The organism is Pseudomonas saudiphocaensis (assembly GCF_000756775.1).
Taxonomy (GTDB): domain Bacteria; phylum Pseudomonadota; class Gammaproteobacteria; order Pseudomonadales; family Pseudomonadaceae; genus Stutzerimonas; species Stutzerimonas saudiphocaensis.
In genome coordinates this window covers 307,166-318,389 of the sequence record NZ_CCSF01000001.1, presented here as the reverse complement: position 1 = coordinate 318,389, position 11,224 = coordinate 307,166, and the positions used below count along the sequence as shown (strand labels likewise).

The 11,224-nt window shown below is 61.8% G+C and carries 9 protein-coding genes and 1 tRNA gene; 6 read left to right on the top strand and 4 right to left on the bottom strand.

The genetic code is table 11. The annotated features are described in order from the left end of the window. The first annotated feature begins 21 nt into the window (after positions 1–21). Positions 22–2,055 carry a S9 family peptidase gene (locus tag BN1079_RS01590; protein ID WP_037021832.1) on the top strand — a complete coding sequence of 678 codons (2,034 nt, stop codon included), beginning with the start codon at positions 22–24 and terminating at the stop codon, positions 2,053–2,055. A 105-nt stretch (positions 2,056–2,160) separates the two neighbouring features. Further along, complete coding sequence (locus BN1079_RS01585; RefSeq protein ID WP_037021831.1) at positions 2,161–2,508, top strand: YgaP-like transmembrane domain; 348 nt, start codon at positions 2,161–2,163, stop codon at positions 2,506–2,508. A gap of 99 nt (positions 2,509–2,607) precedes the next feature. Here the strand turns inward: BN1079_RS01585 and BN1079_RS01580 are convergent, their stop codons facing one another. The 3 genes from BN1079_RS01580 to BN1079_RS01570 all read right to left on the bottom strand — a co-directional run bounded on the left by BN1079_RS01580 (position 2,608) and on the right by BN1079_RS01570 (position 4,989). Beyond that, on the bottom strand, positions 2,608–2,889 hold the full coding sequence (locus tag BN1079_RS01580) for a hypothetical protein (RefSeq protein WP_037021830.1): 282 nt from the start codon (positions 2,887–2,889) through the stop codon (positions 2,608–2,610). A gap of 51 nt (positions 2,890–2,940) precedes the next feature. Next, on the bottom strand, positions 2,941–4,161 hold the full coding sequence (locus BN1079_RS01575; protein WP_037021829.1) for an aspartate aminotransferase family protein: 1,221 nt from the start codon (positions 4,159–4,161) through the stop codon (positions 2,941–2,943). A gap of 138 nt (positions 4,162–4,299) precedes the next feature. After that, positions 4,300–4,989, bottom strand: coding sequence for a crotonase/enoyl-CoA hydratase family protein (locus BN1079_RS01570; protein ID WP_037021827.1), 690 nt, complete (start codon positions 4,987–4,989; stop codon positions 4,300–4,302). A gap of 230 nt (positions 4,990–5,219) precedes the next feature. Here BN1079_RS01570 and BN1079_RS01565 point away from each other — a divergent pair. Beyond that, positions 5,220–5,309 (top strand) — tRNA-Ser (locus BN1079_RS01565). A gap of 95 nt (positions 5,310–5,404) precedes the next feature. Here the strand turns inward: BN1079_RS01565 and qhpR are convergent. Continuing rightward, complete coding sequence (gene qhpR, locus BN1079_RS01560) at positions 5,405–6,484, bottom strand: AraC-like transcriptional regulator QhpR (protein ID WP_037021824.1); 1,080 nt, start codon at positions 6,482–6,484, stop codon at positions 5,405–5,407. 287 nt (positions 6,485–6,771) lie between these two features. Between qhpR and exaC the strand changes: the two genes are divergently transcribed. The 3 genes from exaC (at position 6,772) to BN1079_RS01545 (ending at position 11,218) form a co-directional block, all read left to right on the top strand. Beyond that, entirely contained in the window at positions 6,772–8,292 is a 1,521-nt protein-coding gene (gene exaC, locus BN1079_RS01555; protein WP_037021823.1) for an acetaldehyde dehydrogenase ExaC, read from the top strand. A 186-nt stretch (positions 8,293–8,478) separates the two neighbouring features. Beyond that, positions 8,479–9,759, top strand: coding sequence for an ethanolamine utilization protein EutH (gene eutH, locus BN1079_RS01550; protein WP_052114400.1), 1,281 nt, complete (start codon positions 8,479–8,481; stop codon positions 9,757–9,759). 19 nt (positions 9,760–9,778) lie between these two features. Beyond that, entirely contained in the window at positions 9,779–11,218 is a 1,440-nt protein-coding gene (locus BN1079_RS01545) for an ethanolamine ammonia-lyase reactivating factor EutA (RefSeq protein ID WP_037021821.1), read from the top strand. Positions 11,219–11,224: the final 6 nt, after the last annotated feature.

The window sequence follows — 11,224 nt, the reverse complement described above, 5'->3', positions numbered from 1 at the left end:
CAATTTTTGCCAGGAGTTTCCATGCCAGCCCCAATTGCCCGCGTCGACCACGGTCAAGATCCCTATAAATGGCTGGAGAAGCGCGACGCGCCGGAAGTACTCGATCATTTGAAGGCGGAGAATGCCTGGGTGGAGGAACAGCTACTCGAGCAGAGCGCATTGCGCGAAACGCTGTATCAGGAGATCAAGGGCAGGATTCGCGAGACCGACTTGTCACTGCCCTCCCCTTGGGGACCGTGGCTGTATTACCAGCGCACCACCGCCGGCGACGAGTACGCGCGGCACTACCGCTGCCCGCGCCCTGCCGACGGCTCATTGCGCGTAGACGAAAGCGCCGAGCAACTGCTGCTCGACCCCAACCAGCTGGCCGCCGGCGGCTTTCTTTCCCTGGGCGCGTTCAGCATCAGCCAGGATCACAGCAAGCTGGCCTACAGCCTCGATACCCAGGGCGACGAGATCTACCGACTGTTCGTCAAGGACCTGGCCAGCGGCGAAGTGCTTGCCCTGCCCTTCGATCATTGTGACGGCAGCATGGTCTGGGCCAACGACAGTCAGACCCTGTTCTTCGGTGAGCTCGACGATACCCACAGACCGCACAAGATCTATCGTCACCGCTTGGGCACGGAAGATCGCGAAGCGGTTTATCACGACCCCGACGGCCGCTATTTCGTGCATTGCTACCGTGCCAGCTCCGAGCGTCAATTGGTAATCCTGTCCAACAGCAAGACCACCAGCGAAGCCTGGGTCCTTTCGGCCGATGAGCCTGAAGGCACCTGGACCTGCCTTGCCGCGCGCGAGGAAAACCATGAGTACTATCCGGATCACGGTCAGCTGGACGGCAAGTGGTGCTGGTTCGTGCGCAGCAACCAGAGCGGCATTAACTTCGCCCTGTACCTGGCAACGGAAAACGCCCCGCAACGTGAAAACTGGCAGGAGCTGGTGGCACACAATGATGCCGTGATGCTTGAAGACATCAGCCTCAACAGTAGTGCGCTGACCCTTAGCCTGCGTGAAGCCGGCTTGCCGGTCATCGAAGTAAGACCACAGGGTGGCGCGGCCTATCGGCTGCAGCTGCCAGACGCGGCCTACAGCCTGCACGTACAGAACACCCTGGAATTCGAGAGCCCGGTGATCCGCCTACGCTACGAGGCGCTCAACCGCCCGGCGCAGATTCGTCAGTTGCGCCTTGCCGATGGTGCGCAGGAGGTCTTGAAGGAAACTCCGGTGGAAGGACCCTTCGATGCAGACGCCTACGAAAGCCGGCGCATCTGGGCCACTGCGAATGACGGCACACAGGTGCCCATCAGTCTGGTTGCCCGACGCGAGACCTTCGCCACAGCCGCACCGCTCTACCTCTACGGCTACGGGGCTTACGGCCACAGCCTCGACCCCTGGTTTTCCCACGCGCGGCTGTCGTTGCTAGATCGCGGCTTCATCTTCGCCATCGCCCACGTGCGCGGCGGCGGCGACCTGGGCGAAGCCTGGTATCGCGCCGGCAAGCTGGAGCACAAACCAAACACCTTCAGCGACTTTATCGCTTGCGCAGAAAAGCTGATCGCCGACGGCTACACCACACCACAGCGCCTGGCCATTAGCGGCGGCAGCGCCGGCGGCCTGCTGATCGGCGCGGTACTCAATATGCGCCCGGACCTGTTCGGCGCCGCCATCGCCGAAGTGCCCTTCGTCGATGTGCTGAACACAATGCTCGACGAAGATCTGCCCCTGACGGTCACCGAGTACGATGAATGGGGCAACCCTAACGAGCCGGACGTATATGCCCGAATCAAAGCTTACGCGCCGTATGAAAACGTGCAGGCGCAGGCCTATCCCGCGATTCTCGCCGTGGCCGGCTACAACGACAGCCGTGTCCAGTACTGGGAAGCGGCGAAATGGGTCGCCAAGCTTCGCGCCAGCAAGACCGATGACAACCTGCTGCTGCTCAAGACCGAACTCGAAGCCGGCCACGGCGGCATGAGTGGTCGCTACCAGGCGCTCAAGGATGCCGCACTGGAATACGCCTTTTTGCTCAAGGTATTCGCGCTCACGGATGCCTGATAAGCGCTTCCGACCTGCGGCTGGAACGCTCCCAAGCCGCAGCAGTCATCCATAGCAGGTAGTTCTTCAACGGCTAACAGAGCTCATCCTGCTGGAGCAAACAATATGAAACAGAACTCTTCGACCCCCAACGTACACGGCTGGGAGCGTGCAGCTTCCATTGCTGGCGGACTGTATTTTCTCGGAAAAGGCCTTGCGCGCGGTGGCCTGGGAGGGATCTTGCAGTTAGGTTTGGGCGGCCTGGCTCTGGCTCGGGGCATCAGTGGCCATTGCGAAGCCAAGCGGGTTCTTTGCGAAATGAACGAGCACTCGGCTGCCAATGCCAGCTCAAGCCGCATGCCCGAACCCCAGGAGGCCGATAAGCAGCAAATGAAGGCCAACGCCCAAGCGGCAACCGGCACAGCGACGGTGACCGGTAACGATTCGCTGGAGAACCCACCGGCAGGTGTCTGAACCAGCCATAGGCCGTTGCCGTTTCGTTCGCGACCGCGCCGAAACGGCAGGCCCTAATGCGACGGCTGCGCCATCAAGGCCGCAGCCGTTACATCCGTATCAGTGGTCGCAGTCCGGGCCATGCACATGCTCTTCGTCGCCCGCTTCCATTGGCTCCATTTCCAATTCCAGGCTGACCAGGTTGGTTGCCAGCGGGCGCAGCAGCAGGTTGGCGTATTCAGTGTCGCCATCCTCCACGTCGACGCCGATCATCAGCTGATTGTTGCCGACCTGCTGAATCCACACCTCACGCCCCTGCCACATCACGGCAAAACGGGTGCAGGAAGTTTCCAGCTGGGTGCCGTCCACGTCTTCAAGGATCAGTTGCAGCGCATCGCTCATAAAGGTTCTCTCTGTCTGGAAGTGAGGGCGGCATAACCGCCCTGAAAAAAATCAGGCCTTGGTCAGCTTAGCCAGGGCGCGCTCGAAACGTGCCAGCCCTTCGACGATATCGGCTTCCTCGATCACCAGGCTCGGCGCCAGGCGGATGACGTCCGGTCCGGCCTGCAACAGCATCAGCGCTTCCTGCTCGGCGGCATCGAAGATTTCCCGGGCCCGCCCCTTCCAGGCCTCGTTCAGCACGCAGCCGATCAGCAGCCCCATGCCGCGTACCTGGCTGAACACACCGTAGCGCTCACCCAGCTCCAACAGACCGGCTTTCAGTCGCTCATGACGATCCCGGACGCCCTGAAGCACTTCCGGGGTATTGACGATATCGACCACCGTTTCCGCCACTGCGCAGGCCAGCGGGTTGCCGCCGAAGGTGGTGCCGTGGGTACCGACGCTGAAGTGCTGGGCGACCTTGTCGGTGGTCAGCATCATGCCGATGGGGAAGCCACCGCCGAGGCTCTTGGCGTTGGTGAGAATGTCTGGCGTGACGCCGTAATGCATATAAGCGAACAGCTCGCCGGTACGGCCCAGGCCAGTCTGCACTTCGTCGAAGATCAGCAGCGCACCGTGCTCGTCACACAGCTTGCGCGCACCTTCGAGATAAGCCTGTTCGGCCGGTAGCACGCCGCTTTCGCCCTGGATCGGCTCCAGTACCACGGCACAGGTCTTGTCGGAGATTGCCGCCTTCAGTGCCTCAAGATCGTTGTAAGGCACATGCTTGATGCCTTCGATCTTCGGCCCGAAGCCATCGGAATACTTTGGCTGCCCACCCACCGTGACGGTGAACAGCGTGCGCCCGTGGAAGCTGTTCACTGCCGAGATGATCTCGTATTTCTCGGAGCCAAAGACGTCATGGGCATAACGACGCGCCAGTTTGAACGCCGCCTCGTTGGCCTCGGCGCCCGAGTTGCAGAAGAACGCGCGCTCAGCAAAGGTCGCATCCACCAGCTTTTTCGCCAGGCGCAGCGCCGGCTCGTTGGTGAAGATATTGGAGATGTGCCACAGCTTACCGGCCTGCTCGGTGAGCGCCTGCACCAGTGCAGGATGGGCATGGCCCAAGACGTTCACAGCGATACCGCCAGTCAGGTCAATCAGCTCTCGTCCGCTTTGATCCCATACTCGCGAACCCTCGCCGCGCACCGGAATAAAGGCAGCTGGAGCGAAAGTGGGAACGATGACCTGGTCGAAATCGGAACGTTCTACCGGGGTGTGCGGGGCGGACATGAGGCTCTCCTGCAATACGCGCGAATGGGAAAAGAAACGCCCCACCGTCAGGCGGGGCGTTCCAGGCGCAGTTTAAACGCAGGAGGGCTCGGAATGAGCGCCAGGAGGAAAATTCTCTTCTGCCCGACCGCTGTCATCTCAACCGAAATGCTGCTGGTCCAGCGCAATGGCTTCGTCCAGCGCATCGAGCAGGCCCTTGCGCGCCTTGCGCTTGGTGTTCTTGTGCGCCGTCATATTGATCTTCTGCAGCTGCAGGGCTGCGGCTCGGGCGGTCTCCGTCAGCGCTTCCGGTGCCACCACCTTGTCCAGGAAGCCTGCTTCCAGCGCCCCTTGGGGGTCGAAGATCTCACCGTTGATCACCGAGCGCTGAAAGGCCGCCTTGCTCAGGCGATCACGCGCCAACTCGATACCGGCGTGGTGCATGGTCATGCCGATCTGCACTTCATTGAGGCCGATATGGAAAGCGCCCTCGACACCGATGCGGTAGTCCACCGACAGCAGCAAAAACGCACCCTTGGCGATGGCATGGCCCGGGCACGCCACGATGACCGGGAACGGATGGGCGAGCAGTCGGCGCGAGAACGTAGAGCCGGTGGCAACCAGCCCCATGGCGTTCTCGGGACTGGAGGTCATCACCTTGAGATCGTAACCGCCGGACAGAATCCCCGGCTGGCCGGTCAAGATCACTACCGCACGGTCCTGCTCGGCACGATCCAGAGCCGCATTGAGCGCCTCGAAAACTGCCGGTGACAGCGCATTGACCTTGCCATTGTTCAACGTCAGCGTGGCGATGCCGTCTTCAAGTTGGTAGGCAACCAGATCGCTCATGACTCGATTCCTTGTTTAGAAGTTGGCCGACGTTACCCAGCACACCACACGGCGTAAAGCGCTGTGACTGACTCACAAGTCACGGATTTGGCTGTCTCGCCCGCCCTCAAAGCGCAGGAAAACGCCCTCGCATTTCGCTTAAGCACATGAAAAATCAAAAAACTTTTGCCATCTGGAAAGTGTTCGGCTACATTAGCGCGCCTCGACGGACAGCACGCCCGTTGAGACCCGGTGAGGTGTCCGAGCGGTTGAAGGAGCACGCCTGGAAAGTGTGTATACGAGAAATCGTATCGTGGGTTCGAATCCCACCCTCACCGCCACTTTCGATATTGAAAAGCCCTGAAAGCTGAAAAGTTTTCAGGGCTTTTTCGTTTGCGCCTCATTTTGCTTTTTCGCGCGCCAGCCGGACAGTGGACTAGTGATTGACCAGATCGCTGTGTTGACGCCACTGACGAGGGCTTACCCCGAACCAGCGGCGAAACGCCCTGGAAAACGCGCTGGTTTCTGAATAACCGAGCAAGGGCGCCAGCTCGGAGATGGGCAGCTGCCGCTGCCGCATGTAATAGGTCGCCAGCTCCTGCCGCTGCTTGTCCACCAGCGTGGAGAAATTCAGTCCCTGGTCGCGCAAGCGCCGTTGCAGTGACCAGGCGGTCATACCCATCTGCTCGGCAATATCCTCCAGCACCGGCTCACCCAATAGCAGGCGCTGACGAATCTGCGCGCGCGCGTCATCGACGATGTCCGGCTCAGTGCGTCCAGCCAGGCTCAGCTGGCGTAGGGAGTCCTGCATGACCATCAGCAGGACCGGATCGCTGCCCGGCATAGCTCGATTCAGACCGACCTTGGGGATCAGCAACGAGTTGTAGGGCTGCTCGAAGTACACCGGTGCATCGAATACCTTACCGTGTTCGTGCCAGTCGGCCGGGCGCGGATGCTCAAAGTGCACTGCCCGTGGCGCCCACTGGTTTCCCAACACATGGCGGATCAGGTTGCGCGCCATGCCCAGAGTCAGCTCGGCATCCTGCCGCCGGCAAAGGATGGCGCCGTGCCGCACCTGATAGTCGAAGCGGTAGCACTCCCCGTCATCGACCAGACGGATCAGGCTGTTGCGCTGGTGCAGCGGGAAGGCGCGGGCGAAGTTGATCAGCGCCTGCTCCACCGTCGCCGAACACAGCCCGATATAGCCCAACAACCCCAACGCCTGTGGCTTGAACTGCTGGCCATAGTAGAGACCGAAGTTGTCACAGCCGGATTGCCGTGCTGCCTCCTCCAGTACCTGGCAGTAGTTTGGTAGCGCCAGGCTGAGCGTCGGGTGCTGCAACAAGTCCGGGTCGATTCCAGACACACCGAGCACTCGCTCGGCATCGCCACCCTGCCTCTCGATAAAGCCGCAAAGGCCACTGGCAGCCGCCGCCAGGACGCCTGCGTGTTTCTGTCCCGTGGTGACAAGTGCCAGGCCGGCAGATGCATCTGACTGATCGAAAAAGGAACTCATCTATGCCTCCACACCTAACTTTCCGCGACTTGAAGCAAGAAACACACCGCGACTACTGGGCGGCGCCAAGCCCGCTTCTACCCTCCGGCCAGAACAACGCACTGGGCCGTGCCTGACCGGACGCCTCCGAGACCTGCGACATCTCACCACGAAGTTGACTCTAGACGACAGCAGAGCTTTGTCCGGGTCAAGTTGACCCCATGAAACTGACTCATGATCAACCTGAGCCGCGCTGAGATTCAGCCAGTGCATCAATTATTACAAGAGTTATCCTTCGGAGGATTCCCATGATCTACGCCCAACCCGGTACCGCAGGCGCCGTAATTTCCTTCAAGCCTCGCTACGGCAACTACATCGGTGGCGAGTTCGTCGCTCCGGTGAAGGGTGAATATTTCGTCAACACCTCGCCGGTCAACGGCGAAGTCATCGCTGAATTCCCGCGCTCGGGCGCCGAGGACATCGACAAGGCCCTGGACGCCGCCCATGCCGCCGCCGATGCCTGGGGCAAGACCTCCGTGCAGGAGCGCTCGCTGGTCCTGCTGAAGATCGCCGACCGCATCGAAGCCAACCTGGAAAAACTCGCCGTCACCGAAACCTGGGACAACGGCAAGGCCGTGCGTGAAACCCTGAACGCCGACATCCCACTGGCGGCTGACCACTTCCGCTACTTTGCCGGTTGCCTGCGGGCCCAGGAAGGCAGCGCCGCGGAGATCAACGAACACACCGCCGCGTACCATTTCCACGAGCCGCTGGGCGTGGTCGGGCAGATCATCCCGTGGAACTTCCCGTTCCTGATGGCTGCCTGGAAACTGGCTCCGGCGCTGGCTGCCGGCAACTGCGTGGTACTGAAGCCCGCCGAGCAGACCCCGCTGTCGATCACCATCTTCGCCGAGCTGGTTGGTGACCTGCTGCCACCGGGCGTGCTGAACATCGTGCAGGGCTTCGGCCGTGAAGCTGGTCAGGCGCTGACCACCAGCACCCGCATCGCCAAGATCGCCTTCACCGGCTCGACTCCGGTCGGTTCGCACATCATGAAGTGCGCCGCCGAGAACATCATCCCCAGCACTGTGGAGCTGGGTGGCAAGAGCCCGAACATCTTCTTCGAAGACATCATGAAGGCCGAACCCGAGTTCATCGAGAAGGCCGCTGAAGGCATGGTGCTGGCGTTCTTCAACCAGGGTGAGGTCTGCACCTGTCCGTCACGTGCGGTGATCCAAGAATCGATCTTCGAGCCCTTCATGGAAGTGGTGATGAAGAAGATCGCCCAGATCAAGCGCGGCAACCCGCTGGATACCGAGACCATGGTCGGTGCCCAGGCGTCCGAGCAGCAGTTCGACAAGATCCTCTCCTACATGGATATCGCCCGCGGCGAAGGCGCCGAGATCCTCACCGGTGGTGCCGCCGAGAAGCTGGAAGGCAGCCTGTCGACCGGTTACTACGTGCAGCCGACCCTGATCAAGGGCCACAACAAGATGCGCGTGTTCCAGGAAGAGATCTTCGGGCCGGTGGTGGCCGTGACCACCTTCAAGGACGAGGCCGAAGCCCTGGCGATTGCCAACGACACCGAGTTCGGTCTGGGTGCCGGCGTCTGGACCCGCGACATCAACCGCGCCTACCGCATGGGCCGCGGGATCAAGGCCGGTCGCGTCTGGACCAACTGCTACCACCTGTATCCGGCGCATGCCGCGTTCGGTGGCTACAAGAAATCCGGCGTCGGCCGCGAAACCCACAAGATGATGCTCGATCATTACCAGCAGACCAAGAACCTGCTCGTCAGCTACGACATCAACCCGCTCGGGTTCTTCTAACCTGAAACCTGATGGGGGCTGGCCTTGCGTGCACCAGCCCCTCAACGGTCACCGTGATCCTTTCAGCGGGAGGCGAACCTTCCCTGAAGAACACAGATATTAGCTCAAAGCCGGTTGCGGCCTGCCCGGCGGCAGCCCCGCACCGGCTTCTGACGCCTGGTAAAACCATAAGAAAAGGGCATAGCAATGGATCAGATCGGTAATTACGTCCTGTACGTCATCATGTTCTGCGCGGTCCTGGGGGCTATCGCAGCCATCCGCGACAGTGAAAAAGGCCTCGGTAAGGAGTTCATGGAGGGTATCCATGCCACGGGGCACATCTTCGTCCCGGCGGCCGGGATCATGGCCTCCATCCCCTACCTCACCGTGATGATCGAGAGCGTCTTCGGGCCTTTCTTCGACGCCCTGGGCGCCGATCCGGCACTGGCGGCGACCATGATCATCGCTTCGGACATGGGCGGCTATCACCTCGCATCGGCCCTGGCGGCAAGCAAGGCAGCACTGATCATGGCGCTGATCACCGGATTCATGGGTGGTGCGACCATCGTCTTCTCGATCCCCATGGGCCTGGCCATGCTCGACAAGCGTGACCACAAATACATGGCGCTGGGCATCATGTCCGGCATTCTGACCATTCCCATCGGCGTGATGATCGCCAGCGCCATCCTGGTGTTCAGCAACCCCATGGTGCGTGAAGTGGTCGCCACCAATGGCGAAGCCACCTACCAGCTGGCCATGGGGCTGGGCAGCGTATTCGCCAACCTGCTGCCGATCATCATCTTCGTGGTGGCCCTGGCTCTGGGCCTGCGCTTTCTGCCGGACATGATGATCAAGGGCTTCATCGCCTTCGGTCGCGGCATGGATGCGCTGATCAAGCTGGTGCTGGTGTTTTCCATCGTCGAATACTTCACCGGCTTTTTCACCATCGTCCTGGGCGGCTGGGGCTTCGACCCGATCATCGCCGATGCCGAAGACCAGACCCGTGCGCTGGAGACCGCAGGCTACATCGGCATCATGCTGGCCGGTGCCTTCCCGATGGTCTATCTGCTGCGCAAGTACTTCGGCGGTCCGCTGGAGGCCCTGGGCAGCAAGGTCGGCCTGAGCGCCGTGGGCAGCGCCGGCATGCTGGCAACCATCGCCAACATCCTCGCCATGTTCCGCCTGGTGCGCTTCATGCCACCGAAGGACAAGGTGCTGAATATCGCCTTCGGCGTGTGCGCGGCCTTCCTGCTGGGCGATCACCTGTCCTTCACCGCCAACTTCCAGCCGACCATCATCCTGCCGGTGTTGATCGGCAAGATCCTCGCCGGCTTCACCGCCGTAGGCCTCGCCTACTGGCTGTCGGTACCCAAGGCGCTGCAACTGGAGCAACAGGATCGTGCCGCCGGCATCATCGAGGAAGGCGAGTACCTCGATCCGCAAGCCACCGGCAGCGAATTGCCGACGAAGAAGCCCGTTCCGGTCTGACACGGCGAGGTAAACGAGCATGCCGCAGGCGGTTGCCAATGGCGGACAAGTGCTGTTGCTGGGGTTGGACTTCGGTTCCACCACCAGCAGCGCACTGGTCGCGCAAGCCAGTATCAGCAGCCATTGCGTGACCGGACGCATGGCTCTGCAGAACCCTTGCGTGCTCTACCGTGGCGAACCGGTGTTCACACCCTTCAACCACGGCAGCATCGACCTCGCTGCCATCCGCGGCCTGATTGCTGGCTGGCTGAATGAAGCCGGCGTGACGGCCGCAGACCTGTTCTCCGGCGGCGTCATCATCACCGGTCTGGCCGCTCAGCAGAACAACGCGCAGGCGCTGGCCGAGCTGGTGAGCGAGCTGGTCGGTGATGCGCTGGTCACCCGCGCCGACGACGGCGGCCTGGAATCCTGGCTGGCGTTCATGGGCAGCTGCTCGACCCTGAGTCGCTTCCATGAAGGGCAGCCGCTGCTGAACCTGGATATCGGCGGCGGCACCACCAACGCGGCCCTAGGGCTCGCCGGTAACGTGCTGGCCTGTGGCTGTCACTTCATCGGCGCCCGTCACCTGCAGTTCGAACCGGGCAGCTATCGTTTGCGTGGCCTCTCGGTTTTTGCTGAGCACCTGCTGCGGGCGCTGGGCATCGATTTCCGTGTCGGCGCCGAACTGAACCGTACGCAAGTGGCGGCAGTACTGGATTGGAATATCCAGGCGCTGCTGGCCATCGTCGAGGGTGATACGGCGTTCTTCAGATCCGAGCTGGGGCAGCAGATCGAACAGATCCCCCTGAGCCTGCCCTCGCCATCGGCCCCTTGTGCCGTGACCTTCTCCGGCGGTGTCGGCGAGTTGCTCTATCGCCACCTCGACGGCCAGGCCCTGCCCGGCACCACCCACTACGGCGATCTGGGCATCGACCTGGCTTTGGCCATTGCCGCCACACCGCGCCTGGTGCGCGATGCACGGCGGCTGGTACCGGAAAACCGAGGGCGCGCCACGGTTTACGGCCTGACGCTGCACAACACCGAGATCTCCGGCACCACCCTGTTCCTGCCGCGTCCGCAGGCGCTGCCGCTCAAGGACTTGCCCATCGTCGCGCGCCTGGACACCAACGCCAGCCAGGCACAACTGGCCGATGCCATCGCCATGGCGCGCAGCAGTCGGAGCGGCGCCTGCCTGCAACTGCTGGACAGCGGCAACGCCCTCGGGCTTCAGGGCATTCGCCAGCTCGGCGGTCGCCTGGCCGGCGCCATCACCCAGGTCGGCCCGGATGCCGACTGGCCGCTGGTGATTCTGCTTGAGGGCAACGCCGGCAAGGCATTGGGCAGCTACGCCAGTGATTGGGGGCGCTTGCCGGTCAATCTTCTGGTGATCGACGAAGTGCGCGAACGGCACGCGCATTACGTCAACCTGGGCAAACCCCGGCAGCAAATCGTGCCGGTCGCCTTTTACGGCGTGCACTGAACAACA

Excerpts from the sequence above, each read along its gene's own strand:
- BN1079_RS01590 (WP_037021832.1), top strand. The coding sequence starts at position 22 with ATGCCAGCCCCAATTGCCCGCGTCGACCACGGTCAAGATCCCTATAAA.
- BN1079_RS01585 (WP_037021831.1), top strand. The coding sequence starts at position 2,161 with ATGAAACAGAACTCTTCGACCCCCAACGTACACGGCTGGGAGCGTGCA.
- BN1079_RS01580 (WP_037021830.1), bottom strand. The coding sequence starts at position 2,889 with ATGAGCGATGCGCTGCAACTGATCCTTGAAGACGTGGACGGCACCCAG.
- BN1079_RS01575 (WP_037021829.1), bottom strand. The coding sequence starts at position 4,161 with ATGTCCGCCCCGCACACCCCGGTAGAACGTTCCGATTTCGACCAGGTC.
- BN1079_RS01570 (WP_037021827.1), bottom strand. The coding sequence starts at position 4,989 with ATGAGCGATCTGGTTGCCTACCAACTTGAAGACGGCATCGCCACGCTG.
- qhpR (WP_037021824.1), bottom strand. The coding sequence starts at position 6,484 with ATGAGTTCCTTTTTCGATCAGTCAGATGCATCTGCCGGCCTGGCACTT.
- exaC (WP_037021823.1), top strand. The coding sequence starts at position 6,772 with ATGATCTACGCCCAACCCGGTACCGCAGGCGCCGTAATTTCCTTCAAG.
- eutH (WP_052114400.1), top strand. The coding sequence starts at position 8,479 with ATGGATCAGATCGGTAATTACGTCCTGTACGTCATCATGTTCTGCGCG.
- BN1079_RS01545 (WP_037021821.1), top strand. The coding sequence starts at position 9,779 with ATGCCGCAGGCGGTTGCCAATGGCGGACAAGTGCTGTTGCTGGGGTTG.